We start from the raw sequence: 26,089 nt of genomic DNA, 5'->3' as shown, positions 1-26,089 counted from the left end.
CCTCACCGCGCCGTCGTCCACAGCCGGCGTCGGCGGCCACTGTTGTCCACCGACCGGACCAACGGTCGCCGCACGGTGCTCCCTGAGCGGTGAGGCTGGCGGCATGGACCCCGTCGTCGTCGCCCCCTTCGTCGTCTCGATGGCGCTGTTCGCGCCGGCCGCGGTGGTGCCGCCGGTCGCCGCCACGGTCGCCACCCCACGTGGGCCCGTCGCCACTCCCCCGGCGCCGGCAGCCGACACTGCTGCCGCCGATCGCCGTCCCAGTCGGTCCACGAGCGACCACGCGGCGAGCGGTGAGGCGGGGTCGTCGTCACGAACCGCCGCGCGGGTGAGCCGCTGGATCTCACCCGTCACGCCGCTGCGGGTGGCCCGCTCCTTCGACGCCCCGGCGCAGAACTGGCTGCCCGGTCATCGCGGTGTCGATCTCCCCGCGCCGCCGGGCACGCCGGTACGGGCCCCCGCCGACGGGCGGGTGGCGTTCGTCGGCATGGTCGCGGGGCGGCCGGTGGTGTCGATCGACCACGACGACCCGGCGGGGACGGGGACCCTGCGCACCACCTACGAGCCGGTCGTGACCCGGGTGTCGACCGGCGACCTCGTCACCGGCGGCGACGTGCTCGGGAAGGTGGTGTCAGACGCCGGGTCACACTGCACGGGCGGGTGTCTGCACTGGGGTGCGCGTCGTGGCGAGACCTACGTCGACCCGCTCTCGTTCCTGCGTACCGGCGTCAGGCTGTGGCCGCCGTCCGGGTCGGCCGCTCAGCGGCCCTCGCGCACGGGATAGGGGTTGGGCCGGCAGCCCTCGAGTCGGAGCGTCTGCTGCAGCATGATCGGTGCGAGCGCGCCGCTGCTGGGGCACGCGAGGTGGTTGTGCCCGAGGGAGTGCCCCACCTCGTGGTTGACGAGGTAGACTCGGTATCTCTCGAGGTCGTCGCCGTAGGTCTTCGAGCCGTGCACCCACCGCCACGCGTTGATCATGACCTTGCCTCGGTGGTGGCACGACAGACGGCCGTTGGTGCGCAGTGGGGCGCAGACCCGGTCCACCAGGCGTGGGCTGGCGAACTGGATGCGGATGTCGGTCTCGGCCCCGCGACGGCGCTCCTTCGGTGAGACGTTGACGAAGCGCACGCCGTCCGCGGTCTGCCAGCCGCGAGGGTGCGTGAGGTCGCGGCGCACGGCCTCGGGAAAGCCTGCGGCGACCTTCTCCAGACCCTTCTCGACCTCGACGGTGTAGCGCACCGTGCGTCCGGGAGCGGCAGATTCCTCGGAGTCCTGGCCGGGCACGTCGACGACGTCGGTCTCGCCGGAGGCCGACTCGGGCACGGTCAGCGTCGAGGGGTCGGGGGTCTGCTCGGTCGGGCCATCGGCCTCACCTGCCGGAGTGGTGGGCATCGAAGGGGCGCCGGCGGGCGCGGTCTCGCCGGAGGTCGTCGCAGCTGGGCTGGAGGGCATCTGTCCGCCGCCTGCCGTGGAACACGCCGCCAGGAGGAACGCCGACAGAGCGATCGCGACTGCCGAACGGCGCCGGCGTGCTGCCGTGGTCATGGCCTTCTCGCCTCGTTCCTCTTCGATGGGCCGGCCACCACCCCTCCGAGGAACCACCTAGGCACGGGGGTGCGCACGAGTGTAGGAGCGGATCAGCCGGTCGGTGGACACGTGGGTGTAGATCTGGGTCGTGGAGAGAGTCGCATGCCCGAGCAGTTCTTGCACAGCGCGCAGGTCGGCACCCCCCTCGAGCAGGTGGGTCGCGGCGGAGTGACGCAGACCGTGGGGGGAGAGATCGGGGAGCCCACGGTCGGCGGCGGCGCCGTGCACGACCTCGCGGACCCGGCGCGCGTCGAGCCGGCCTCCACGGACACCGAGGAAGAGGGCCGCGCCACTGCGCCTGGTGACCAGTCGGCTCCGGCCGTCGGCGAGCCACGTGCGGACGGCGTCGCGTGCGGGGATGCCGAACGGCACCACTCGCTCCTTGTCGCCCTTGCCGACGACCCGCGCCGTTCGCTCGTCGAGGTCGACGTCGTCGATGTCGAGCGCGACGAGCTCGCCGACGCGGCAGCCCGTGGCGTAGAGGAGTTCGAGCAAGGCCGCGTCCCGAAACGCGGCGGCGCGAGCGGTCGGGTCGTCACCGGGCGTGGATGGGGCGTCCGAGCCCGAGCCCGACGTCGTCGACTCCGGGCTCACCTCAATCGCATCCGCGCCGATCGAATCCGCGTCACCACTCACTCCGGCGGCGCCGGGCTCGCCGACCACGCTCGTCCGCGACGCGCCCGCCTCGCGGCGCTCATCCGCGCTCGCCGTTGCGGCCGGGTCGAGCAGCGTCTCGACCTGGTCGGCGCGCAACACCCCGGGGAGCGTTCGTCCTCGTTTGGGCGACATGAGCCGGGCGGCGACGTCGGTCTCGAGGTGTCCCTCGCGCGCGGCCCACCGTGAGAAGGCTCGGGCCGCGGCGGATCGCCGTGCCGTCGTCGCACGCGCGGCCCCGCGGTGGGCTCCCTCGGCGAGCCATGCCCGCAGCACCGGCAGCGTGAGTGCCGACATGCCGTCGTCGGTGGCGGACGCGGAGCGGGCGAAGTCGAGCAGCGCAGTGACGTCTTGCCGGTATCCACGCACGGTGTGTGGGGATCGCCCCCGTTCGGCGTCCAGGTGGCGGACGAACAGGTCGACGACCCGCGCGTCGGAAGTGTCCGGCATGCCTCCACGGTATCGACTGCACACGAACGGGCCGCCTTCTGCGCGTGCTCAGCCACCGTCGCCGACTCTCCAGCCGGAATCGGTGCGGCGAGCGTGCCCGTGCAGCTCCAGCCGCGCGAGCGCGGCGCGAACCGTGGCCTCGGACTCCCCCGCGGCGACGCTCAGGGTCTCGACGTCGCAAGCTCGGCGCCGCGGCAACGCCTCGAAGACCCGACGATCGGCGCCCTCGAGCCCGTCGCCCGCGCGGGTGGGGACGGGCGTCTCGGGGGCCAGGTCCTCACCCATGACGCCGATGAGCTCGACGATCTCGGCCGCGTCGGTGACGAGCTGCGCCATGCCGCTGCGGATCATCTCGTGGCATCCCACCGAGGCGATCGACGTGATCGGGCCCGGCATGGCGAGTACGACCCGGTGGTGGGCGGCCGCGGTGCCCGCGGTGTTGCGCGACCCGGACCTGCGCCCCGCCTCCACGACGACCGTGCCCAGTGTCATCGTCGCGATGAGACGGTTGCGCAGGAGGAACCGCGAGCGCAGCGAGGTCGAGCCCGGCGGCATCTCGCTCACGAGCGCTCCCGTGTCGGCGACGTGCCCGAGGAGCCGGTGGTGGGCGGCCGGGTAGGGCCGGTCGACGCCGCCGGCGAGCACCGCGACGGTCGTGCCGTCGACCGCGAGCACCCCGCGGTGCGCCGCCGCGTCGATGCCGAACGCACCGCCGCTGACGACCGTCACGTCGCGCTCGGCGAGCCCCGCTCCGAGGTCGGCCGCGACGGACTCTCCGTACGCGGTGGCGGCGCGGGCACCGACGACGGCGACGCTGCGCCGGGCCGTCGACGCGAGGTCGGCGGGCCCACGCACCCACAGGCAGTGCGGCGGCGCCTGCAGATCGTCCAACCCGCGCGGCCACTCGCGGTCGTCGGGGGTGACGACGCGTGCGCCGCAGGCCCCCGTCTCGTCGAGGATCCGTGCGAGGTCGAGACGCCCCAGGCGAGGCCGAAAGCGTTCGAGGGCGGTCTCGCTGCGTGAGGCGAGGGCGGCCAACGCCTCGACGGGCCCGAGTTCGGCGACGAGGCGACTCGCGACCGGATCCCCGGGTTCGGCGAGGGCCGACCACGCCACCCGCGCGAGCAACTCGGGCGACAGGCCGTCGAGTCCGGCGCGCACGAGGTCGAGGACCCGCCGTCCGCTCGGGATGGTCGCCGGCTCGAGGTCGAGCAGTGCGTCGCTCATGCCGCCAACCCAGCCTGCGTGCGCAGCCCGAGAGCCAGGCCCACGTCGTCTCGATCGGGTGATGCCGCGCCGCGCAGGTCGGCCGCGGTCCACGCGATGCGCAGAACCCGGTCGTACCCGCGCAGGGTCAGCATCCCCCGGTCGAGAGCGCGGTCGATGTCGGCGGTCGTGGACCGTGGCAGCCGCATCGCGCGATCGCGCAGCACCGGGCCGGGAACGTGGGCGTTGAGGTGCCACCCGAGCGGCGCGAGTCGGTCGCGTTGCGCACCACGCGCGAGGGCGACGCGCGCGGCGACCGTGGCGCTGTCCTCCCCCGCCGTGTCGGTGAAGGCGGGCCGGGTGACGGCCGCGACTCTCAGCTGCAGGTCCACCCGGTCGAGCAGCGGGCCCGCGAGCTTGCCCAGGTAGTCGCGGCGGGCCTTGGGTGAGCACGAACAGTCCATTCCCTTGCCGTGCCCCTTGCCGCACGGGCAGGGGTTGGCGGCGAGGACGAGTTGGAAGCGGGCGGGGAACCGCGCCGACGACCGTTGTCGCGCGATGACCACCTCTCCCGACTCCAGCGGTTGACGCAACGACTGCAGCACCGCTGTCTGCGCCTCCGGAGCCTCGTCGATGAACAGCACCCCGGCGTGGGCCTGGGAGATGAGGCCTGGGCGCACCATGCCGCTGCCCCCGCCGATGACGGCCGCCGGAGAGGCACCGTGGTGCGGGGCCACGAAGGGTGGGCGACGCACGAGGTGGCCGCCGGCGAGCAGCCCCAGAATCGAGTGGACGGCGCTGACCTCGAGCGCGACGTCGTCCGGCAGATCCGGCAGGAGGCCCGGAAGACACTCGGCGAGCATCGTCTTGCCCGCTCCCGGGGGTCCCACCAGAAAAAGGTGATGACCGCCCGCGGCCGCGACCTCGAGCGCGGAGCGCGCCTCGGACTGTCCGACGACCTCCCGCAGGTCGCGGCGCCGGGGCACGAGCTCGGCGACCTCGCCGGGCAGCGCCTCGTCCTCGCACGCCTCACCCTTGTGCGCCGCTCGATGACGGGCGACCACACGCGCGAGTGTGGAAGCGCCGACGACCTGCACGCCCGTGACCAACGCCGCCTCCCGCACGTTGTCCAACGGCACGACGACCTTCGTGTATCCGGCGTCCCGTGCGGACAGCACGAGCGGAAGCACGCCCGTGACCGGCCGCAGCGAGCCGTCGAGGCCCAACTCCCCCAGGTGCACGATCTCGTCGACCACCGCGGCCGGCACCTTGCCCGCGGCGACGAGCACCGCGATCGCGATGCCGAGGTCGAAGTGCGAACCGGACTTGGGCAACGACGCCGGCGACAGATTGACGGTGATGCGGCGGTTGGGAATCTCGAGGTCGCTGTTGCCTCCGGCCGCCTTGATGCGGTCACCCGACTGTCGGCAGGCCGTGTCGGGCAGGCCGCCGATGACGAAGGCCGGCAATCCCTGCACGATGTCGGCCTCGATGTCGACGACCGCACCCGACAGGCCGACGAGCGTCACGCTGCGCGTGCGTCCGAGCGCCATCACGCCACCGCCACGAGGTGCTCGACCCGGGCCGGGCCCTCGATCGGACGCATCACCGCGATGACGTCGATGCGCACGTCATGGGTCCCGGTGTCGGGGTGCTCCTCGATCCAGCACCCGGCGAGTCGGCGCAACCGGGCGGCCTTGACCGGGGTCACAGCAGCCGCCGGGCCGCCGAAGTCGAGCCGCCGCCGGGTCTTGACCTCGCACACCACGAGGCAGTCGTCCTGCCGCGCGACGAGATCGATCTCGCCGACCTCACATCTCCAGTTGTGGTCGAGGACCACCAGTCCCGCCTCGCGCAGGTATCGCGCTGCGAGGCGCTCGCCGTACTCTCCGAGCGCCCGTCGTCCGTCCGTCATCGTGGGTCACCTCCACCGCCAGCCTGGCGGAGGAACGGGACCCTGAGAGGCCGCGAACCCGGGAGTGTGGACAACCGGTGACGCCGCAGCGCCCTGTGGACGACCGGCAGCCCTCCCGCGTCAGAACTTGCCGTCCTCCGGCACCTCGAGGTCGCTCTTGGCCAGCTCCTCGATGTTGACGTCCTTGAAGGTGACCACCCGCACGTTCTTCACGAACCGGGCCGGACGATAGACGTCCCACACCCACGCGTCGGACATGCTCACGTCGAAGTACACCTCGCCCGCGTCCGAACGCACCTTCACGTCGACGGCGTTGCACAGGTAGAACCGTCGTTCGGTCTCGACGACGTGCGTGAACAGGCCCACGACGTCGCGATACTCGCGATAGAGCTGCAGCTCCATCTCGGTCTCGTACTTCTCGAGGTCCTCGGAACTCATGTCAGCCTCACCTTCACCGACCCATCATGACCCATGCCGGGTCCGCTCCCGCCGCCATGCCGTCGTCGGCGTCGTCTGCGACCCGCCCCGTACCCGCCGGCATGGACGGCTCCTCACCGAGCAGGCGCCACGACCTGCGGTGCTGGTCGCACGGCCCGTGCTCCAGCAGGGCCGCGCGGTGCTCGGGCGCGGCGTACCCCTTGTTGATCGCCCAACCGTAGTGCGGATGCGAGTCCGACAGCGTCACCATGTGCGCATCGCGCTCGACCTTGGCGATGATGCTCGCGCTCGCCACGCTCGAACACGTCATGTCGGCCTTGATACGAGTGCGCACCCGCGGCACGACCACGTCGGGCCAGGTCGGCGTCGGACGCACGTCCACCTCGAACAACGCCTCCTGCGGGCTCTCCTGGGAGCGCGCTCTCAGGCTCAACCAGTCGTGCTTGCCGTCGAGGAGCACGATGTCCGGCACGACCCCGCACGCGGCGAGGGCCCGCATCCCGGCGAGCCGGAGCGCGGCGAGGATGCCGTAGGTGTCGATCTCGTCGGGCCCGGCGTGGCCGACGCCGTGCGCGTGCGCCCACCGACGCACTCTCGGCGCCAAGGTCTCACGCAGCGGCGGAGCCACGAGCTTGGAATCCTTGACCCCCGCCGGGGCGCTACGGGTCTCGGCGGTGACCACGACGACCCCGACCGAGACGGGTCCGGCGAGCGCACCGCGACCGACCTCGTCCATGCCCGCGACGAGCGCGAATCCCTCACGCGACAGTTCCCGTTCGGCCCGCAGGGACGGGCGACCGGAGCCGTGCGGCGCCGCTCGCCGCGTCGCTCGGGTGCCGCGCGGGGAGGCGGTGGACGTCGGGCTCACGGCGATCCTGCCGAGGTCGGGGACCCACCCGAAGGCCTGCTCGACACCGGCGAGGGTGGAGCGCTCGGCGCCGGCACACCGGCGAAGGTCTCTTGCTGCTGCCCGAGCCAGGCGAGCCGGTTGAGCGGCCACACGACCGCGAACGCACGCCCGACGATGTGGTCGATCGGCACCGACCCCACGCTGCCGGGGTCCGCGTCGCCCTCCTGGTAGCGAGAATCGCGGGAGTCGGAGCGGTGATCGCCCATGACCCACACGCGGTCTGCCGGCACGGTGGCGTCGAACTCGATGTCGCTGGGCGTGTCTCCGGGGTGCAGATACGGCTCGTCGATCGCGGTTCCGTTGACGGTGAGCCGGCCGTCCTCCGAACAACACGCCACGCGGTCGCCGGGCATGCCGATGACGCGTTTGATCAGGTGGTTGCCCTCGTCCTCCGGCAGCAACCCCACCCAGGTCAACGCCGAGTTGATCGACTCCCCCAGGCCCTCTCGGGGCGGGGTCTGCACCGTCGGGTCCAGCCACCCGCCCGGGTCGGCGAACACCACGACGTCGCCGCGATGCAGCGCGAACGGCGAGGGAGTGAGCTTGCTGACGAGCACCCGGTCGTCGCGCACGAGTGTGTTCATCATCGATGCCGACGGAATCCAGAACGTCTGCACCAGCCACGTCTTCGCGATGAGCGAGAGCACGACGGCCAGCGCGACGACGATGACGATCTCGCGCCCGAACACGAGCAGCGAGCGCAGGATCGACGAACCCCCGAGGTCCTCGCCCCGCCGACCACCCGCGGCCGTGCTCCCGGCACCGCCGTTCGCCGATGGGTGCGTGCTGTCGCCGCTCTCGTGCGCTCGGCTCATCCTCGTCCTGTCGTCGTGCTACGGATGTCGGTGCTCGCTCTCGCGATCCGACGACGGGCCCGCCGGCTTCGGCCCGATCGTGTCTGCGGACTCATCGGCGCGAGACGCGCGCCACGCCCACGGGGAACCGTACCGCGTGAGCTCGAGGCCTCCGGGCACCCGGCCCGGCCATTTCGCCGTCGCGGGCGGGCGAACCGGACGCACGTCCGCCCCGGCACGAATCGGACGGGCCGGGGCGGACGATGCGGATCGGGAGACGCGTCAGCGCTTCTCGCGGATCTTCGCGGCCTTGCCGCGCAGGTTGCGCAGGTAGTACAGCTTGGCGCGACGCACGTCACCGCGGGTGACGACCTCGATCTTCTCGACGACCGGGGTGTGCAGCGGGAAGGTGCGCTCGACGCCGACGCCGAAGCTCATCTTGCGGACGGTGTAGGTCTCGCCGATGCCGCCGCCGTGACGGCGGATGACGACGCCCTGGAACACCTGGACACGGGTGCGGTTGCCTTCGATGACTCGCACGTGGACCTTGACGGTGTCGCCCGCGCGAAAGTCGGGGATGTCGGTGCGCAGGTTGGGCTGGTCGACCAGGTCGAGCTTCTTCATGACTCGTTCGCTTTCTCGGCGGTGCCACGGGTCACCCCGGATGAAAAACCGATGGTGTGAAACGGTGCGTCGCGGGCCGCATGCGCCAGGAGGCTGCACGTCCCCCCGTGGTGGGGGCCGGATGAGTTGGACGCGAAGGTCCATCTTGCCAGAGAGGGCGCCCGTGCCGGAAATCGTCGAGGTGAGCCCGGCCGGCAAGCGCGATCCCAGCCCGGCCGTCACCGACGCAGTCGCTTCTCCATGACGAGGGCGCCGTGGCCGGGATCCGGGTCGGGGTCGCGGACGACGCGGAATCCCGCCTTCTTGTAGAGCCGCTGGTTGCGCAGACTGTGCCCACCCGTGACGAGCCGGGCGCGTTCGGCCTCCGGCGGGGCTGCGGCGAGCGCGAACTCGAGCAGAGCTCGGCCGAGGCCGCGGCCGGTGAGATCGGGCATCACCATGAGGCGCCCGATCTCCCAGACCCGCCCCTCCTCGTGCAACCCGCCGCGCACGGAGGCCAACAGTCGACCCGAGTCGGCGTCGCGCACCACCCAGGTGCGCCACGGCGATTCCGCGCCGAGGGAGGCCCGGATGTCGTCGAGGCTCTCCGTGACGGGCGGGATCGTGAGATCGCCGTTGAGCTGCACCTCGAGCAGCCAGCACGCCCGGGTGGCGGTGTAGAGCTCGCCGGCGTCGGCCGGCACGGCGGCCACGACGGTGAGGTCGCCCTCCCCCGAGCCGAGGCTCGTTCCGGACGTGAGCGCGGCAGGTCGGAGCAGGTCGGGGCGGCGTGCCGCCGTGCGCGCGAGACGCTGCTCGTGACGCCAGCGGGCGATCGCGCCGTGATCGCCACCGAGGAGCACCGACGGCACCTCGCGCCCACGCCAGATCGCGGGCTTGGTGTAGAGCGCGTATTCGAGCAGGCCGTCCTCGTGCGACTCCTCGACGAGCGATGCGGCGTTCCCGACGACCCCCGGCAGCAGCCGAACGACGGCCTCGACCATGGCGAGAACGGCGACCTCACCGCCGTTGAGCACGTAGTCGCCGAGCGAGACGATCTCGACGCGCCCCTCGAACGCCTCCCGGGCGTGCTCGTAGACGCGTTCGTCGATGCCCTCGTAGCGGCCGCACGCGAAGACGAGGTGATCCTCACCCGAGAGGCGGTGCGCGGTGGCCTGGGTGAACGGCGTGCCACCCGGCCCGGGAACGATGAGGCGCGGTGGGCGGGCAGCGGACCTCGATGGCACCTCGGCCCCAGCCGCCACGGCTCCGGCCTCGGCGAGCACGGCGTCGAGCGCCTCCCCCCACGGCTCGGGCTTCATCACCATGCCCGCTCCCCCGCCGTACGGGGTGTCGTCGACGGTGCGGTGCCGGTCGTGGGTGAACTCCCGCAGATCGCGCACGCGCAGGTCGACGATCCCCTCTCTTTGGGCGCGGCCGATGAGCGAGAGGTCGAGCGGCGCGAGGTACTCGGGAAAGATCGTCAGGACGTCGAGACGCACCGGCCCTCCTCAGGACTCGAGGTCGAACAGGCCTGGCGGAGCGTCGACGACGACGTACTGCCCGCCCTCGGCCTCCTCCGGCTCGGCCTCGTCGCCCTCGGCACCCCCGAGCACGACCTCCGGCACGATCTCCTCGACGAACGGCACGAGTCCGGTCCGCCCGTCGAGCAGCCGCACCTCGAGCAGGTCCTGGGCGGGGCGCACGTGGAGGGCGACGATCTCTCCGATGGCCGTCCCGGCCGGGTCACGCACCTCGACGCCCACGAGCTCCTCTGCGTACCAGGCGTCCTCGTCGTCGTCCTCGTCTTCGTCGACGACGAGGCGGGTGCCACGCAGCGCCTCGGCCGCCGTGCGATCGGGCACCTCGTCGAACTGCAGCAGCCACACTCCCTGGTGCACCCGGGTGCCCACGATCGTCAACACGCCACGATCGGGCTCGGTCGCGAACTGCGCACCTGTGGCGAAGCGCTCGTCGGGATTGTCGGTGTGCACCTGCACGGTGACCTCACCGCGCAGCCCGTGCGGTTTGCCGATGCGTGCGACGACGGCGCTCATCACTCTGCCCTCCTGCGGGACGACGAACTGGTCACGACAGACGGATCCCCGCCCACCGGGCTCGAAGCCACAGTAGGCGGGGATCGGTGATGTCGGAGTCGGGGTTCAGCGATCGAGGTCGACGATGTCGATGCGGACCTGACGCCCTCCGGCGAGAGCGCCGACGACGGTGCGCAGCGCACCGGCCGTGCGGCCCGAGCGACCGATGACCCGGCCGAGGTCGTCGGGGTGGACCCGAACCTCGAGGAGCTCGCCTCGGCGCAGCTCACGGTGGCGGATCTCGACGTCGTCCTCGTGATCGACGATGCCCTTGACGAGGTGCTCGAGAGCTTCCTCCAGCATGACCGGACTCAGGCTTCGGGCTTCTCGTCGGTCGCGGCCTCGGCGGCCTCGGTCGCCGGAGCGTCCTCGACCGGGGCCTCGACAGTGGTCTCCTCCGCCTCGGGCTCGGCCTTGGGCTCCTCGGCCTTGGCGGCCTTGGGCTCCTTCTTCTTCGGCGGGTTCTTCTCGTAGTCCTCGTCGGCCTTGCCGGCGGCGGCCATCGCGGCCTCGTAGAGGTCCTTCTTCGACGGCTTCTCGGGCTGGGCCTGCAGCGTGCCCTCGGCACCGGCCTCACCCTTGAACTTCTGCCAGTCGCCGGTGACCTTGAGCAGCGCCGCGACCTGCTCGGTCGGCTGCGCGCCCACACCGAGCCAGTACTGCGCACGCTCGGAGTCGATCTCGATGACCGAGGGCTGGCGGGTGGGGTGGTAGAGGCCGATCTCCTCGATCGCACGGCCGTCACGCTTGGTGCGCGAGTCCATGACGACGACACGGTAGAACGGGCTGCGGATCTTGCCCATCCGCTTCAGGCGAATCTTGACGGCCACGTCGGTGGTCTCCTCGTGTTTCGTGAGCACGGCAAGACCGGCAACGGAATCTGCCGGGGAACCGATACTCGGGGTGTAGGCGCCCGAGATCCCGGCGGAACGACGCGATGCCGGGCGGGTACAGCCGTCCATTATGCCAGAGGATCCACGGCCGGCGGGACGCTCACCGAAGCGCGGCCTGCGCGACCCGCCCGGGATGCGGCCGTCGCGCAGACGGTGCCAGAGTGAGCCGGTGACCCCACCGCCCTCCGCTACCACCGCCGCCGACGCACAGGCACGCAACAGTTCTCGCCGGATGCTCGCCGTGCTCATCGCGCCACTGTTCATGGCACTCGTCGCGGTCTCGGTGATCAACGTCGCGCTGCCGTCGATCCAGAGCAGCCTCGAATCCGACAGCACCCACCTGCAATGGGTGATCTCGGGCTACGCGCTCTCGTTCGGCGTGCTGCTCATCCCGGCCGGGCGGCTCGGCGACGCGACCGGGCGCCGCCGGCTGTTCATGATCGGTCTGTCGATCTTCACGGTCGGCTCGGTGATCTCGGCGCTCGCGCCCTCGATCCTCGTGCTCAACGTGGCGCGAGTGCTCCAGGGCATCGGTTCCGGCCTGCTCAACCCCCAGACGATCGGCATCATGCAGCGCACCTTCACCGGTCAGGCGCGGGCCATGGCGTTCGCGCTCATGGGAACGACGGTCGGGCTCTCGACGGCGATCGGGCCGGTCATGGGAGGCATGCTCATCGGCATGCTCGGCCCCGACCTGGGGTGGCGGTGGATCTTCGGCATGAACGTGCCGGTCGGGATCCTCGCCCTGATCGGGGCGGCCCGATGGCTGCCGTGCGACGAACGCCCCCGGGACGCCCGACGACCCGACCTCGACCCCGTGGGCACCGTCCTGCTGGCGATCTCGGTTCTCGGCGTGATGCTGCCCTTTCTCGAGCGCAAGGCACACGGCCTCGCGTTGGCGACCCCGGTTCTCGCGCTCGGAGTCCTCGGCGTGTGGGTGTGGTGGGAGCGCCGTTACTCACGCCTGGGCCGGCAGCCGATGGTGCGGGTCGACATCTTCACCCAACCCGCCTTCCGCAACGGCATCGCGCTCATCACCGTGCACTTCATCGGCATCACGTCGGTGTGGATCTCGGTCGCGCTCTTCGTCCAGCTCTCCCTCGGCGCCTCCGCGCTCGAAGCGGGGCTCGTCGGTTTGCCGGCCTCGATCCTCAACGCCATCGCGGCGCAGGTCGCCGGACGACACGTCCTGCGCATGCGCCGCCTCGTCGTCATCCTCGGGTTCGGGTTCGCGATCGCGGGCCTGCTCGGCGCCATGGCCGTCATCCCGTTCGTCAACTCCGGCGCCTGGCCACTGTGGGCGCTCTCGATCCCGCTCTCGCTGCTCGGCCCCGCACAGGGATGCATCGTCAGCCCCAACCAGACCCTCACCCTCGAGCAGGTCGACGCGCGGTTCGGTGGGGTGGCCGGCGGCATCCTGCAGACCGGGCAGCGGCTCGGCGCGGCCATGGGCACCGCGCTCATCCCCGGCATCCTCTTCCAACTCGTCGAGACGGGGAACTCGTGGGCCGTGGCGATGAACGCCGCCCTCGCCCTCATCGTCGCGCTCGCGGCGATCGCCCTGCTCATCGCGGTCCTCGACCGTCGCCGGGAGGCCCGCATCTCTAGCGACTCCTCGGCCTGACACGCCCTCTCGCACGCTCGAACAGGCCCTTCCACCCACCCCATCCGCTCAAACAGGCTCTTCCACCCACCCCGGGCCGGAGCCGGAAGCCGGAGCCGAATCCGGAGCCGGGATCCGAGTCAGCCGTGGGCGCGAAAGCGGGCCTCGAGGGCAACGCGGGTGATCGAGGCGGGGTCGGCGAGGTCCGTGGCCGAGACGACGTCGTGCGCCCTGACTCCCTCCTGCCTTGCCTCGTCGAGGTCGGCCAACACCACCGCACCGGTGACGGCGTCGTCGAGGCATCGCGCCCATGATCCCGAACGCTCACGCAGCAGGGGCACTCCCAGCTCGATGGCGAGGGCGCGCGCGGCCGCGACGTCGGCGTCGACGGGCGGACGACCGGTGGGCGTGACGACGACGACCGGCCTGTCGTGATCGTGGGTCGCGTACCGCTCGGGCGGCCACTCGGCGCGGTCGACGCCGTGGACGACGTGGTCACGCCATTCCTCCCTGCCGGAGGCGTCGCCGAGCCAGAGGTAGCGGGGATAGTCACCGCGGCGGCGAAAACCGAGCGAGCGCAACAGCCCGGCCGAGCGCACGTTGCCCGGCTGCACGGCGGCCTCGACGCGGTTGAGGCCGAGACCGTGCGGCTGCGCACGGAACGCGAGGTCGACGACGAGACGCAGCCCGTCCGCGAAGAGTCCGCGACCGGCGTAGGGGTCGTAGGCGTCGTAGCCGAGGACGCCGTTGAACGCCCGGCCGCGGGTGATGCCCGTGACGTTGACCTTGCCGACGACCGTGTGCTCGCGGGCACGAAACTCCGGCAGGGCCCGGATGAGGAACGTGCGGTGCTCGTCGGACTGTCGGCCCAGGTGATAGGCGAGATCGCCGGCGTTGACCGGATTCCACGGCCGGATGCGCTCGCTCGACATCTCGACCGCGCGGCGGTACTCGGGCACGTCGGTCTCGGAGATCGTGTCGACGCGAACCCGCTCCCCCACCGCCGAGAGAGGGGCGGGTTCAGCGGACAACGACGCCGCGCAGGACGATGTGACGGGGGTCGGCCAGGGTGCGCAGGTCCTCGCGCGGGTCGTCGCGGTAGACGACGAAGTCGGCGACGGCGCCCTCGACGAGGCCGTCACGGCCGAGCCACGCGCGGGCCCGCCAGGTCGCGGCGTCGATGGCCTCGGTGGCGCTCATGCCCGTGCGCGTGAGTTCGGAGATCTCCTGGGCGACGAGCCCGTGCGGCAGGCTGCCGCCGGCGTCGGTGCCCACGAAGATCGGCACCCCGGCCTCACGTGCGGCGCCGATCGTCTCGTAGCGGCGTTCGTGCAGGTCACGCATGTGCGCGGCGTAACCGGGGTACTTGCGCTCCCCCGCCGCGGCGATGTCGGGGAACGTGCCGATGTTGATCAACGTCGGCACGATGGCGATGCCCTGGCGTGCGAACGTGTCGATCGTCTCGGGTGCGAGCCCCGTGGCGTGCTCGATGCAGTCGACCCCGGCCTCGGCGAAGTCGACGAGCGACTGCTCACCGAAGCAGTGCGCGGTGACCCGCGCCCCCTCCTCGTGCGCGGCATCCACCGCGAGCTTGAGGGCCGACACCGGCCAACACGGTCCGAGGTCTCCGACCTCGCGGTCGATCCAATCGCCGACGAGCTTGACCCAGCCGTCGCCGCGGCGGGCCTCCTGGCGCACGTACGTGACGAGGTCGTGGGGCTCGATCTCGTGGGCGAAGTTGGGGATGTAACGACGGGTGCGCGCGATGTGCCGCCCGGCGCGGATGAGCTGGGGAAGGTCCTCACGCTCTTGGACGAACCGGGTGTCCAGTGGCGAGCCCGCGTCCCGGATGAGCAGCGTGCCGGCGTCTCGGTCGGTGAGGGCCTGTTCGACCGCGGTGTCGTGTTCGACCGGCCCGTGCGCGTCGAGCCCCACGTGACAGTGGGCGTCGACGAGGCCGGGGAGCACCCAGCCCTGCACGCTCTGCACCTCCGCCGCGGCCGGCGGGCGCTCGAAGGTGATGCGCCCGTCCACGACCCACATCTCGTCGACGATCTCCGCCGGTCCGATGAGGACCCGACCACGTACGTGCAACACCGGAGCACCCATGGCCCGACCTTACTGGGCCGAGGTGTCCTGGGCGGCGTGGAGGCGGGCGATCACCCCCCGAGTCCCGGCACTCGTCGCGACGACCGGTCCGCACCCAACCCGAGGATCAACGTCCCGTAGCGACAAGGCCGACGTGCCCGATATGCCAAGTAGGAGAAGAACCCGGGGCGCGCGTGGCCGAATCTCGTGGCCCCTCAACCGAAGACGGTGAAGAACATGAACAGGCGGATCCCACGGCCGTTGGCGCTCGGAGCAGGCGGGCTGCTCCTCTTCCTCACGGGTCTGACCGTGGGCAGCAGTGGGAACGACGCCGATGTCGACGCCCTTGCCGCGCAGCGGCTGGCGGAGATGCCGACGCCGACCGTCACGACCACCCTGCCGGCCGAGCCCGCGCCGACGGTCACCGTGACGAGTACCCCACCGCCCGCGCCGACCGTCACCGTCACCGCCGAACCGCTGGTCCGCACCGTCACGAAGACGGCCGAGGCACCACCCCAGGCCGCCGCAGAACCCTCGGCGGACTCCCGTGACGCATGGGCGGACTACAGCGACGAGGCCCAGGATCCGCCCGTCGACGAGCCCGGCGCGTCCTACGGCAACTGCTCCGAGGCTCGTGCGGCAGGAGTCACCCCCTTGCACCGCGGCGACCCCGGCTACGCACCCCACCTCGACCGTGACGACGACGGCGTGGCCTGCGAGTAACGGCGATCGAGCGCGACGGTGACCCCGAAACGCACCGACGCCGAGACAGCCGTCGTTTCCGGTCCGAGCCCGTCGCCAGGTGAGCCTTCGACGTGCGCGGGCCGGAAACGACGGCTGTCTCGACGCTTGTTCTACTTGAGGAACCTGTCGAAGCCCTTGGGGAGCTTGTTGGGGTCGAAGTCCTGCATGGCCTTGGCGAGGTCGGCCTGACTGGGCTGACCTCCCTGGCCGCCCTGACCACCCTGGGCCGGAGCGCCGAACCCACTCCCAGGTGCCGGCTTCTCCTCGCCACCACCGAGGGCGCCGGCGATGGCGTTCTCGCGGGCCTGCTTGGCCTTGAGTTCGGCGTCGCGCTCCTGCTGGGCGCGCTTGGCGGGGTTGCCGCTCTTGCCCTTCTTCTTCGGCGGCGCCTTCTTCTTGCCGCCACCCGGTGAGCCGGGCATCCCGGGCATGCCGCCGCCGCGCTTGAGCTGGCGGATCATCTTCTGCGCCTCGCCGAAGCGTTCGAGAAGCCCGTTGACCTCGCTGACGTGCACACCGGAACCGCGGGCGATGCGGGCGCGCCGGGAGCCGTTGATCTGCTTGGGGTGCGTGCGTTCGAACGGGGTCATCGAGCGGACCATCGCCTCGACCCGGTCGAACTCCTTGTCGTCGAGCGCGTTGAGCTGGTCCCGCATCTGGTTCATCCCCGGCATCATGCCGAGCAGCTGCTTGAGGTTGCCCATCTTGCGCACCGCGGCGAGCTGGGAGAGGAAGTCGTCGAACGTGAAGTCCTCGTCGGCGAGGAACTTGCGCGCCATCTCGTCCTGCTGGCGCTGGTCGAACGCGCGCTGCGCCTGCTCGATGAGGGTGAGCACGTCACCCATGTCGAGGATCCGCGACGCCATGCGGTCGGGGTGGAAGACCTCGAAGTCCTTGGTGTTCTCACCCGTCGAGGCGAACATGATCGGCTTGCCCGTGACGTGCGCGACCGACAGCGCCGCACCACCGCGGGCGTCGCCGTCGAGCTTGGAGAGCACGACACCGGTGAAGTCGACGCCGTCGGCGAACGCCTGCGCCGTTTCGACGGCGACCTGGCCGATCATCGCGTCGATGACGAAGAGCACCTCGTCGGGCCGGATCGCGTCGCGGATGTCGCGCGCCTGCTGCATCAGCTCCATGTCGATCGCGAGCCGACCGGCGGTGTCGACGATGACGACGTCGCGCTGCTGGCGGCCCGCCTCCGCGACCCCCGCGCGGGCAACCCCGACCGGATCGCCGTACCCGCGTGTGCCCGTACCGAACTCGACCGCCGCGTCGTAGCCGGCGACGTTGCCTCGCTCGGGGGCGAACACCGGCACCCCGGCGCGCTCACCGACGATCTCGAGCTGCGTCACCGCGTTCGGACGCTGGAGGTCGGCGGCGACGAGCATCGGGGTGTGCCCCTGCTGCTTGAGCCAGTAGGCGAGCTTGCCCGCGAGCGTCGTCTTACCCGAACCCTGCAGACCGGCGAGCATGATGACCGTCGGCGGGTTCTTGGCGAACTGCAGCGTGCGCGTCTGCCCACCGAGGATGCCGACGAGTTCGTCGTTGACGATCTTGACGACCTGCTGCCCGGGGTTGAGCGCCTCGTGCACCTCGCTGCCGAGCGCGCGCTCACGCACGGCAGAGGTGAACGCACGCACGACCGGCAGGGCGACGTCGGCGTCGAGAAGGGCGACGCGGATGTCGCGGATCGTCTGGTTGACGTCCTTCTCGGTGATACGACCCTTGCCCCGCAGGTGCTTGAAGGTCAGCGTGAGGCGATCGGACAGGTTGTTGAACACGCCCCCCAGGCTAACGGACGGCGAGCAGCGGCCCGTGCGTCGCGATCCGGGCCGGCACGGGGGTGCGCGCGGCCACCGCGGCACCGGGTTCCGCGCTCGGGGGGCCGACCGCCGACTCCCGGACGCGCGCCTTGGGCCGTCTCATCACTCGTGTCTTCGCCGCTCTGGGCGGCCCGGTGGGTGCAGGATGTCCCGGGCCTGCTGCCGGGAACGAAAGACGAGAGACCATGAGCACCCCCGTGAACACCCTGGACACCGAACCACGCGACGACGCCCCCGACGAGGACTACGCCTTCGAGGCCGTGCCCCGCAGTGGACGCCGCGGGTTCTGGGCCGTCGGCTTCGTCATGCTCGGGTTCACCTTCTTCTCGGCGAGCATGAGCGTGGGCGCGAAGCTCGGCAACGGTCTCGACCTGCGCGGCTTCGTCCTCGCGACGACGATCGGTGGCGCACTCCTCGCGGTCTACACCGGAGCGCTCGCCTACATCGGCGCGAAGAGCGGGCTGTCGATGGACCTCATCGCCCAGCGTGCGTTCGGCGTCCGCGGCAGCTACCTGCCCTCGGCGCTCATCTCCCTCACCCAGATGGGGTGGTTCGGCGTCGGGGTCGCGATGTTCGCCCTGCCGACCGCGGAGCTGCTCGGCGTCCCGGCGTGGCTCGTCGTGCTCGTCGCGGGCGGACTCATGACCGCCTCGGCCTACTTCGGCATCCGCGCCATCGAGATCGTGAGCTTCGTCTCGGTGCCGCTCATCGCCCTGCTCGGCACGTGGTCGATGATCTCGGCGGCCGAACAGGGCGGCGGCCTGTCGCAGGTCCTCGGCACCTCGGACGGGATGCCGCTGCTCACCGGCATCGGCCTCGTCATCGGGTCGTTCGTCTCCGGCGGCACGGCGACCCCCAACTTCACCCGGTTCGCCGCGACCCCACGCAGCGCCGTGCTCACCACCGTCATCGCGTTCTTCGTCGGCAACACGCTGATGTTCGGCTTCGGCGCCGTCGGTGGCGCGTTCACCGGCCGCGACGACATCTTCTACGTGATGATCGCCCAGGGCCTCGCGGTTCCCGCGATCGTCGTCCTCGGCGCGAACATCTGGACCACGAACAACAACGCGCTCTACACCTCGGGGCTGGGCTTCTCGAACATCACCAAGGCCCCGCGACGCCCGCTCGTGCTCGTGGCCGGCGTCCTCGGCACGGTGGGCGCGATCTGGCTCTACGACAACTTCGTCGGCTGGCTGACCTTTCTGTCGGCCGCGCTGCCGCCGGTGGGCGCCGTGTTCATCGCCGACTTCCTGCGCCGCCCCGCCTCGTACGAACAGGGGGCGAGGCCGCGCGAGGGAATCGTCGTCGGAGCGGTCGTCGGCATCGTCGCCGGTGGCCTCGTGGGCTCGTTCCTGCCGGTCGGGGTGGGCTCACTCGTCGCGATGCTCATCGCGCTCGTCTGCTACCTCGCCGGTGAGCGCGTGCGCCACGCCGCCACGCCGGTGTCCGCCCACGCGGGTGAGGAGGTCGGGCGATGATCGTCCGCGACGTCCGTCTCGAGGGTGCCGCCACCGACCTGCGCGTCGCGGACGGCGTGTTCACCGAGATCGGCCCCGATCTTGTCGCCACGCCCGGTGAGGAGATCGTCGAGGGCCATGGCCGGCTCGTCCTCCCGCCGTTCATCGAGTCGCACATCCACCTCGATTCCGTTCTCACCGCGGGCGATCCGGAGCCCAACCGCTCCGGGACGCTGTTCGAGGGGATCGAACGCTGGGCACAGCGCAAGGAGAAGCTCACCGTCGCCGACGTCAAGGAGCGCGTCAACCGGGTCGTGCGCCAACAGGCCTCGTTCGGAGTCCAGTTCGTGCGCACCCACGTCGATGTCACCGACCCGTCGCTCACCGCGCTGCGCGCCCTGCTCGAACTGCGCGACGAGCTGTCCGACGTCATGACGATCCAGATCGTCGCCTTTCCGCAGGAGGGCATCTGCTCGTTCCCGGGCGGCAAGGACCTCATGCGCGAGGCCGTCGGCCTGGGGGTGGACGCGCTCGGAGCGATCCCCCACTTCGAGTTCACCCGCGAGTACGCCGTCGACTCGCTGAACTTCGTCGCCGAACTCGCCGCCGAGTCGGGCCTGCTCATCGACGTGCACTGCGACGAGATCGACGACGAGGCCTCCCGCGGGCTGGAGACCCTCGCCACCCGCGCCTACGAACTCGGCCTCGGCGGCCGGGTCACCGCCTCGCACACGACCGCGATGCACAGCTACAACAACGCCTACTTCACCCGGCTGCTGCGCCTGTTGACGATGAGCGGCATCAACTTCGTCTCCAACCCCGTGGTCAACACCCACCTGCAGGGACGCACCGACACCTACCCCAAACGTCGCGGCGTCACCCGCGTCAAGGAGCTCACCGAGGCCGGCATCAACGTCTCGTTCGGTCAGGACGACATCTGCGACCCGTGGAACCCCCTCGGAACGGGCAACCTGCGCGACGTCGTCTTCACCGGCCTCTACGTCACCCAGATGCTCGGGCACGACCAGATCGCCGACTCCCACCGGTTCGTCACCACCAACGCCGCCCGCACCCTGAACCTCGGGGAGGCGTACGGCATCGAGGTCGGGCGGCCCGCGAACTTCGTCGTCCTCGACGCCGGCAGCTGGTACGACGCACTCAACTGGAACGCGGTGGTCGTCGGCTCCTACCGGGCCGGCCGGCTCATCACCCGCACCGAACCGGTCCGGCGCGAGGTGTTGTTCTGAGCCGCAGCGCGCCGCTGCGCCGCCGACGGGTCGGTCAACGCCTGCTCGTCGCGCACCGGACGCACCGATCGGCCTGAGGTCGCACCTCGAGACGCTCGACGGGGATCGGCTCTCCGCACACCGCGCACCGACCGTCCCAACCCGCCTCGACGCGCGCGATCGCGGCGTCGATGTCGGCGAGCTGCCGTCGCGCCGAGTCGGCGGTCGCTGCACTCACGGCCCGGTCCCAGGCGACGGTCGAGCCCTCGGGGTCGTGCTCGTCGTCGGTGTCGGAGTCGCCTCGCGCCTCGGCGAGGTCGCGCGTCGTCGCGTCGAACTCCTCCAGGCGCCGGGCGGCCACGCGGCGCGATTCCTGCAGCGTGGCGAGCAGCTCGGCGGAACGATCGGTCATCACCGCAGGTTACGCGGGCGGCGCGGCGTGCGACTCGTTCCGGTCGGATGCGTGGGGTCTTCCAGGGCGTGTCCGGCGGCGTCCGGTCTCTGAGAGGGTGGAGGCATGAGGTCCTGCTGCGCGGTCTACGTCGATGTCGGTTATCTCCTGGCGGCTGCGGCCACCCGGGTGACCGGCAGTTCGCTACGCCGCGGCATCCAGGCCGACTACGAGTCGCTCATCGCCTGGCTCGTCGAGCACGCCGAGACCGACTCGGGGCTGCCGCTCCTGCGGGTCAACTGGTACGACGCCGGCGGCCGTCCGGGCGGAATGCCCGACGCCTCCCAGGACGAGATCGGGCAGCTCGCCCGAGTCAAGCTCCGCCTCGGCCGCCTCTCCTACTCCGGCGAGCAGAAGGGCGTCGACGTCCGCATCGGACTCGACCTCGCCATCCAGGCCCGGCAGCGCGTCGCCGACGTCGTCTACCTCGTCTCCGGCGACGACGACCTCACCGAGGCCGTCGAGGACGCACAGAGCCACGGCGTCCAGGTCGTCCTCCTCGCGGTGCCCCGGCACGACGAGAAGCCACTCGCGGTCTCCAAACACCTCCTGCGGGAGGTCGATCGCACGCAGGTCATCTCGCAGGAGGCCATTGACCACGCGTTCAAGCCGACCGCGATCCCCGAGGCCCTCATCCCCTCGCCCGACGACGAGGAGGGTGCCGGGGAGACCGTCGAGACGACCACCGGCACCTCGCCCGGTGAGGCTGCCGGCGAGCTCACGATCGAGACGGCGACCCCCGTACCCGGCCCGCCCCGGCAGCGCCGACGCCCCGCGCCGACGCACCATCCGCGTGCACGAGGAACCGGCCTCCGAGGCGCCGCCCGAGACCGCACCCCAGCCCTCGCCCGAGCATCCCAAGCCGCAGCCTCCCGGCACGGCCCCGGCGTCCCCGGCACCCGCCGCGCCTACGACCGAACCACCCGCGCAGGGCGCCTCGGAGGCGCCGGCTCCGACCCCCGCGATGTTCGCCCAGCGCAAGGCCGGCGGAGTCACGCTGCCGGGCGCGAGCAGCGGCGTCCCGGTCCCCCCGGCCGACGAGCCCGGGATCACCCTCGCGGTCGTCGACGCCGTGGCCCGGCAGGTCGTCGCCGCGTGGTGCTGGTCGGCCACGCCCGACGCACTCGCCGCGCTCAAGGCAGCCGCACCGGTCATCCCCTCCGAACTCGACCGGGCGCTGCTCGTCGACCTCTCCAGTCGGGCCGACGACGGCGACCTCGACGACGAGACCCGTCACCAGGTGCGCGCGCGCTTCTGGTACCACATCGGGCGCGTTCGCCCCGTCTGATCGGCTCCGTTCGCGCGGCGGGCGGTGGCGGCGTCACAGACCGGTGACGTCGGCGAGAGTGCGTTCGCGCACGGCGGCGAGGATCTCGGCGCGCTCTTCGATGGCCTCCGTCGTCGTCGCGTCGAGCGAGACCCACGGTTCGATGCGCACCGTGAGCTTCGTGCCCTTCGACGACGGTCGCCAGGTACCGACGATCTCGCCGTCGACGGCGACGAGGCCGGGACGCCCGAGAACGGGCCAGGCCTCCTTGTGACGGGCCTTCTCCACGAGCAGCGTCCGGTCCTTCGCCGCCGTGAACAGGTCGAAGGGCGACAGCAGACGTACGGTTCCGGGACCGGGCCGCGCGGCGTCTTCGAGAGCGTCGACGTCCTCGGGCAGGATCCACGCCCTCGTCCCCGCGCGGTCGACCTCGACCGCGTCGGTCGGCCAGGTGCGTTTGACGATGGTCGCAGTGGTGTCGAGGTAGGCCGCGACGTCGCCGGGGGTGGCCGGACCGAGGAAATGCAGGTAGGCACGGGTCACGTCGAGATGACGGGGCACACCGTCGTGATCGGCGGCGGGTCCGACCGGCCGGGCCGTCGGCCACCCGGGGACCCTGCGCAGCACCGGCGGGCTCGTGCCGGGCTCGAGTTCGACACCGGCGAACAGCGGCGCCAAGCGAAACGCCATCTCGGCCGGGTGGGTCGCGTTGCACGGGCGGCAGTCGGTCTCGTACTCGGCAGGGACGTTGCCGTGTAGTTCGGTCGACAGGACACCCTTGGCGGTGGGCCGTTCGAGCCGGTCGCGCATCGCCTCTCCGAGGTTCGCGAGAGCGAGGAACGGATCGACGTCCGCCTTCTTCCACACGCCGCCGGTGCCGGCGAGACGCTTGTAGGCGTCGGCCGCATCGAGCGGCGACAGGGCGGTGGCGACATCCGGCAGCTCTCTGCGCCGGTAGTGGTGCGGGGCACCGCGGACACCCCACACGAGAGCGACGTCGTCGTGGAATCCGCTTGTGACGTCGATCGATTCGCCGACCGGCACGCCTCGGTCGACGAACGAGCATCGGGCCGCGTCCTGCGCCCCGTTCTGCACGCCGAGATCGAGGATGGCGAGGTCGGCCAGTGTGGTGGTGTCCACGTCGCGATCGAGCTGTTGCACGTGCCAGCGGTAGCGCAGCACCTGCTCACGGGTGACGTTCACGAGCGAAGCTCTCCGGTTCCCGGCGTCTCGATCGTCACGATCGCGACGACACCCTCACCGTCCACGTTGACGATGTCGGACGCATCGTCGGTGAGCACGACGTCGAAGGGCTCCAAGGTGGCCGACCGCTCCCCCACTCGCACCTCGGGACGCCCGGTGAGAGCGGCCACGATGAGGGTTCCGCCATCGGGGGCGACGACGTCGAGCCGTCCCGTGGCGGGGTTCTGGCACCGGACGACGGCCGCTGCCGCCCCGCGCCTGGTCATGACGTTGAGGTCCCACGTGGGGGCGGGCACCTCGCACGTCACCTCGCTCTCTCCGGCGAACGCGAACGCCTCGCAGGACCGCAGCGTGTGCTCTTCGTCGTCGTGCAGTTTGAGACGCATCTCCTCGCCCTCGACGAGGACGAGAACCCGGTCGACACCCGGGAACACCGAGAACGGCCCGTTCCCCTCGACATGGGCGAAGCTCAGCCTCCAGTCGAACTCGTCGTCGGAGCCCTCGGGTGAGCGCGCCACCTCGAGCGTGGTGCCACCGCCGTTACGCCAGGGCATCTCTGCGTGATCGTCGCGTCGGCGGATCGTCATCGGCATGGGCCGTCCTCCTCCAGCAGCGTCGACGACCGCGGTCGCCGGCTCGATGCGGTGACCCTACCGAGGGCACGGACGCCGAGGAAGACCAGCGAGAACTCCCGATCTCAGTCGTCGGCGTCGGGCTGGTCGAGACCGGACCTCTCGTCGCGGTCGGCCCATTCCAGCAGCGGGGCGAAGTCGAAGACCGCGTCGTCGATGCCGGCGTGAAGGTCGCCCAGGCGGGCGAAGCGTTCGGGCATCGTGCGCACGGTGAAGTCGTCGGGCTCGCACTCGGCGATCTCGTCCCAGGTGATCGGCGCGGAGACCGTGGCACGCGCGTTGCCGCGCACCGAGTACGCCGCGGCGATCGTGTGGTCGCGGGCGTTCTGGTTGTAGTCGACGAACACCTTGGCCGGGTCGCGGTCGCGTCGCCACCAGGACGTCTCGACGAGCTCGGGCGCTCGACGCTCGACCTCGCGGGCGAACGCGAGCGCGCCGCGACGCACGTCGCCGAACCCGTGCTCGGGAGCGATGCGCACGTAGACGTGCAGGCCGTGGCCGCCGGAGGTCTTGGGCCATCCCGTCGCGCCCAGCTCGTCGAGAATCTCGGCGACCACCGGCGCCACCTGCTGCGCCTGCACCCACCCCGCCTCGTCCCCCGGGTCGAGGTCGATGCGCCACTCGTCGGGACACTCGACGTGCCCGCGACGGCTGTTCCAGGGGTGGAACTCGACGGTCGACATCTGCACGGCCCAGGCCACCTGGGCGAGTTCGGTGACGCAGAGTTCGTCCACGTCGCGGTCGAACCGGGGGAAGTGGACGCTCACCGTCTCCACCCAGTCGGGCGCGCCGGCGGGCAGCTTCTTCTGGTGGATCTTCTTCTCGCCCGTGCCCTTCGGAAACCGGTGCAGCATGCAGGGCCGCTCGTAGAGCGCCCGCACGATCCCGTCGCCGACGGCGAGGTAGTAGTCGAGCACGTCACGCTTGGTCAGGCCGAGGTCGGGAAAGTAGACCCGGTCAGGGCTGCTCAGCCGCACCGTGCGGTCCCCGACCTCGATCTCGACGGCCTCGCCCGCGTTCTCCCTCGCCATGCAGGCAGCGTAGGGCCGTCGGCTGCGGTCATCGCCGAAGCTCGCGCAACAAAGACCGGTCACCCACCACCGCCTTGGCTCCCCACGCAACATCACTGCAGGTCATCGCGTTGTGCGCGGTTCGACCGCGAGTGGTGACCGGTCTTTGTTGCGCGACATCGGCCGGCACCTCTTGCGGCAGCCACCCTGAACCCCCTCCGGGACCTCCCTGAAAAGACGCCGGATGCACCGGAACTGCCCCACGACGCCCCTACGCTGGCGGCATCCGACCACTCCAGGGGGTAGCGAATGACGATCTACGGTCCGCTGTTCGAGCAGTACGCCGAGCAGGACGCGCGGGAGCCGTTCTCCAAGCAGAACTCCAAGATGCTCAAGGTCCGCATCGACGGCGGAACGGTGTGGGCGCGTGCCGGGGCGATGGTGGCCTACCAGGGCGAGATCGGTTTTCAGAACACCGGCTCGGGCGGCCTGGGCAAGCTGCTCAAGAAGGCCGCCACGGGCGAAGGCCTGAGCATGATGAAGTGCACGGGCCGCGGTGAGATGTTCCTCGCGAACATGGCCGCCGACGTCCAGGTCCTCTACCTCGAGAACGACACGATCTCGGTCAACGGCCGTAACGTCCTCGCCTTCTCCGACGGCATCGAGTGGGACATCCACCGCGTCCAGGCCCGGGGTGCGGTGATGACCGGCGACCTGTACAACGTCTCGCTGCGCGGCACCGGCTTCGTCGCGGTGACGACGAAGGGCGAACCGGTCGCGCTCGACGTGGGCAGCGCGCCGACGTTCGGCGACCCCGACGCCGTCGTGCTCTGGACGCAGGGCGTGACGATGGACGTCCGCGTCGACGCCGGCGGCCTCGGCTCATTGTTGCGCGGTGGCTCGGGCGAGACGTTCCAGATGGCCTTCGGCGGTCGCGGGCACGTCGTCGTCCAGCCTGCCGAGAACGTCCATCCCGCGGGCGGTTCGTCCGGCGGCAGCGGCGGTGGGTTCCTCGGGGAGCTCTTCGACGGCTGAT

General features: G+C 71.2%; 27 protein-coding genes and 1 pseudogene. 8 read left to right on the top strand and 20 right to left on the bottom strand.

The annotated features are described in order from the left end of the window. Positions 1-103: 103 nt before the first annotated feature. On the top strand, positions 104-784 hold the full coding sequence (locus BN1197_RS08895; RefSeq protein WP_052466302.1) for a M23 family metallopeptidase: 681 nt from the start codon (positions 104-106) through the stop codon (positions 782-784). Here the strand turns inward: BN1197_RS08895 and BN1197_RS08890 are convergent. From BN1197_RS08890 to rpsP, 13 genes are all read right to left on the bottom strand, one after another. After that, on the bottom strand, positions 760-1,545 hold the full coding sequence (locus tag BN1197_RS08890) for a DUF3152 domain-containing protein (RefSeq protein ID WP_040158515.1): 786 nt from the start codon (positions 1,543-1,545) through the stop codon (positions 760-762). The genes BN1197_RS08895 and BN1197_RS08890 overlap by 25 nt on opposite strands. A gap of 57 nt (positions 1,546-1,602) precedes the next feature. Continuing rightward, positions 1,603-2,691, bottom strand: coding sequence for a tyrosine-type recombinase/integrase (locus tag BN1197_RS17960; RefSeq protein ID WP_040158513.1), 1,089 nt, complete (start codon positions 2,689-2,691; stop codon positions 1,603-1,605). Positions 2,692-2,739: 48 nt separating this feature from the next. Then, the gene (gene dprA / locus BN1197_RS08880) at positions 2,740-3,918 is read right to left on the bottom strand and encodes a DNA-processing protein DprA (protein ID WP_095999886.1); all 1,179 of its coding nucleotides are present in this window, start codon (positions 3,916-3,918) and stop codon (positions 2,740-2,742) included. Continuing rightward, entirely contained in the window at positions 3,915-5,450 is a 1,536-nt protein-coding gene (locus BN1197_RS08875; RefSeq protein WP_040158511.1) for a YifB family Mg chelatase-like AAA ATPase, read from the bottom strand. The genes dprA and BN1197_RS08875 overlap by 4 nt, the downstream gene beginning before the upstream one ends. Then, positions 5,450-5,812 (bottom strand): YraN family protein, encoded by a 363-nt coding sequence (locus BN1197_RS08870; protein WP_040158509.1) that lies wholly within the window; start codon positions 5,810-5,812, stop codon positions 5,450-5,452. Before BN1197_RS08870 ends, BN1197_RS08875 begins: the two co-directional genes overlap by 1 nt. A 120-nt stretch (positions 5,813-5,932) precedes the next feature. Beyond that, on the bottom strand, positions 5,933-6,250 hold the full coding sequence (locus tag BN1197_RS08865; RefSeq protein ID WP_040158507.1) for a DUF2469 domain-containing protein: 318 nt from the start codon (positions 6,248-6,250) through the stop codon (positions 5,933-5,935). A 13-nt stretch (positions 6,251-6,263) separates the two neighbouring features. Then, complete coding sequence (locus BN1197_RS08860; RefSeq protein WP_390622707.1) at positions 6,264-7,118, bottom strand: ribonuclease HII; 855 nt, start codon at positions 7,116-7,118, stop codon at positions 6,264-6,266. After that, the gene (lepB, locus tag BN1197_RS08855) at positions 7,115-7,975 is read right to left on the bottom strand and encodes a signal peptidase I (RefSeq protein WP_040158505.1); all 861 of its coding nucleotides are present in this window, start codon (positions 7,973-7,975) and stop codon (positions 7,115-7,117) included. The genes BN1197_RS08860 and lepB overlap by 4 nt, the downstream gene beginning before the upstream one ends. Before the next feature lie 261 nt (positions 7,976-8,236). After that, positions 8,237-8,578 (bottom strand): 50S ribosomal protein L19, encoded by a 342-nt coding sequence (rplS, locus tag BN1197_RS08850; protein WP_040158503.1) that lies wholly within the window; start codon positions 8,576-8,578, stop codon positions 8,237-8,239. 218 nt (positions 8,579-8,796) lie between these two features. Then, the gene (gene trmD, locus BN1197_RS08845; RefSeq protein WP_040158501.1) at positions 8,797-10,059 is read right to left on the bottom strand and encodes a tRNA (guanosine(37)-N1)-methyltransferase TrmD; all 1,263 of its coding nucleotides are present in this window, start codon (positions 10,057-10,059) and stop codon (positions 8,797-8,799) included. Between the two features lie 9 nt (positions 10,060-10,068). Beyond that, complete coding sequence (gene rimM / locus BN1197_RS08840) at positions 10,069-10,614, bottom strand: ribosome maturation factor RimM (RefSeq protein ID WP_040158499.1); 546 nt, start codon at positions 10,612-10,614, stop codon at positions 10,069-10,071. A 105-nt stretch (positions 10,615-10,719) separates the two neighbouring features. Then, on the bottom strand, positions 10,720-10,956 hold the full coding sequence (locus BN1197_RS08835; RefSeq protein WP_040158497.1) for an RNA-binding protein: 237 nt from the start codon (positions 10,954-10,956) through the stop codon (positions 10,720-10,722). Between the two features lie 8 nt (positions 10,957-10,964). After that, the gene (rpsP, locus tag BN1197_RS08830; RefSeq protein WP_040158891.1) at positions 10,965-11,483 is read right to left on the bottom strand and encodes a 30S ribosomal protein S16; all 519 of its coding nucleotides are present in this window, start codon (positions 11,481-11,483) and stop codon (positions 10,965-10,967) included. Between the two features lie 232 nt (positions 11,484-11,715). Between rpsP and BN1197_RS08825 the strand changes: the two genes are divergently transcribed. Beyond that, positions 11,716-13,170: an MFS transporter gene (locus BN1197_RS08825; RefSeq protein WP_245851867.1), complete on the top strand. Its 1,455-nt coding sequence runs from the start codon at positions 11,716-11,718 to the stop codon at positions 13,168-13,170. A 119-nt stretch (positions 13,171-13,289) separates the two neighbouring features. Here the strand turns inward: BN1197_RS08825 and BN1197_RS08820 are convergent, their stop codons facing one another. Both BN1197_RS08820 and BN1197_RS08815 read right to left on the bottom strand, forming a co-directional pair. After that, a complete protein-coding gene (locus tag BN1197_RS08820; RefSeq protein ID WP_245851866.1) occupies positions 13,290-14,150 on the bottom strand; it encodes a GNAT family N-acetyltransferase in 861 nt (286 codons plus the stop codon). Positions 14,151-14,169: 19 nt separating this feature from the next. Continuing rightward, on the bottom strand, positions 14,170-15,258 hold the full coding sequence (locus BN1197_RS08815) for an amidohydrolase family protein (RefSeq protein WP_040158491.1): 1,089 nt from the start codon (positions 15,256-15,258) through the stop codon (positions 14,170-14,172). Positions 15,259-15,474: 216 nt separating this feature from the next. Here BN1197_RS08815 and BN1197_RS08810 point away from each other — a divergent pair, with 216 nt between their 5' ends. Next, positions 15,475-15,960, top strand: coding sequence for an excalibur calcium-binding domain-containing protein (locus BN1197_RS08810; RefSeq protein ID WP_082043770.1), 486 nt, complete (start codon positions 15,475-15,477; stop codon positions 15,958-15,960). Positions 15,961-16,091: 131 nt separating this feature from the next. On the opposite strand, the gene ffh is transcribed toward BN1197_RS08810, so the two are convergent. Continuing rightward, the gene (gene ffh, locus BN1197_RS08805; protein ID WP_040158488.1) at positions 16,092-17,765 is read right to left on the bottom strand and encodes a signal recognition particle protein; all 1,674 of its coding nucleotides are present in this window, start codon (positions 17,763-17,765) and stop codon (positions 16,092-16,094) included. 227 nt (positions 17,766-17,992) lie between these two features. Here ffh and codB point away from each other — a divergent pair, with 227 nt between their 5' ends. Beyond that, positions 17,993-19,285: a cytosine permease gene (gene codB, locus BN1197_RS08800; protein WP_052466295.1), complete on the top strand. Its 1,293-nt coding sequence runs from the start codon at positions 17,993-17,995 to the stop codon at positions 19,283-19,285. Then, positions 19,282-20,511, top strand: coding sequence for a cytosine deaminase (gene codA / locus BN1197_RS08795; RefSeq protein ID WP_040158485.1), 1,230 nt, complete (start codon positions 19,282-19,284; stop codon positions 20,509-20,511). Before codB ends, codA begins: the two co-directional genes overlap by 4 nt. Positions 20,512-20,545: 34 nt before the next feature. Here codA and BN1197_RS08790 read toward each other — a convergent pair whose 3' ends face one another. Next, the gene (locus BN1197_RS08790; protein ID WP_040158483.1) at positions 20,546-20,902 is read right to left on the bottom strand and encodes a TraR/DksA family transcriptional regulator; all 357 of its coding nucleotides are present in this window, start codon (positions 20,900-20,902) and stop codon (positions 20,546-20,548) included. 105 nt (positions 20,903-21,007) lie between these two features. Here BN1197_RS08790 and BN1197_RS18115 point away from each other — a divergent pair. Together BN1197_RS18115 and BN1197_RS17765 are read left to right on the top strand one after the other, a co-directional pair. Further along, a pseudogene (locus tag BN1197_RS18115) lies at positions 21,008-21,445 on the top strand (NYN domain-containing protein); the annotation flags it as partial. 289 nt (positions 21,446-21,734) lie between these two features. Then, the gene (locus BN1197_RS17765; protein WP_052466292.1) at positions 21,735-22,229 is read left to right on the top strand and encodes a hypothetical protein; all 495 of its coding nucleotides are present in this window, start codon (positions 21,735-21,737) and stop codon (positions 22,227-22,229) included. 33 nt (positions 22,230-22,262) lie between these two features. Here BN1197_RS17765 and BN1197_RS08780 read toward each other — a convergent pair whose 3' ends face one another. From BN1197_RS08780 to ligD, 3 genes are all read right to left on the bottom strand, one after another. Further along, a complete protein-coding gene (locus tag BN1197_RS08780) occupies positions 22,263-23,411 on the bottom strand; it encodes a DNA glycosylase AlkZ-like family protein (protein ID WP_040158481.1) in 1,149 nt (382 codons plus the stop codon). Next, positions 23,408-24,004 carry a HutD/Ves family protein gene (locus BN1197_RS08775; protein WP_052466290.1) on the bottom strand — a complete coding sequence of 199 codons (597 nt, stop codon included), beginning with the start codon at positions 24,002-24,004 and terminating at the stop codon, positions 23,408-23,410. The genes BN1197_RS08780 and BN1197_RS08775 overlap by 4 nt, the downstream gene beginning before the upstream one ends. A 104-nt stretch (positions 24,005-24,108) precedes the next feature. After that, positions 24,109-25,074: a non-homologous end-joining DNA ligase gene (gene ligD / locus BN1197_RS08770; protein ID WP_040158478.1), complete on the bottom strand. Its 966-nt coding sequence runs from the start codon at positions 25,072-25,074 to the stop codon at positions 24,109-24,111. Between the two features lie 288 nt (positions 25,075-25,362). Between ligD and BN1197_RS08765 the strand changes: the two genes are divergently transcribed. Next, entirely contained in the window at positions 25,363-26,088 is a 726-nt protein-coding gene (locus BN1197_RS08765) for an AIM24 family protein (RefSeq protein ID WP_040158477.1), read from the top strand. Position 26,089 lies beyond the last annotated feature (1 nt).

This window comes from Mobilicoccus massiliensis (genome assembly GCF_000826525.2).
Taxonomy (GTDB): domain Bacteria; phylum Actinomycetota; class Actinomycetes; order Actinomycetales; family Dermatophilaceae; genus Mobilicoccus; species Mobilicoccus massiliensis.
The sequence above is the reverse complement of the archived record's forward strand: the minus strand, read 5'-3'. Positions and strand labels throughout refer to the sequence as shown.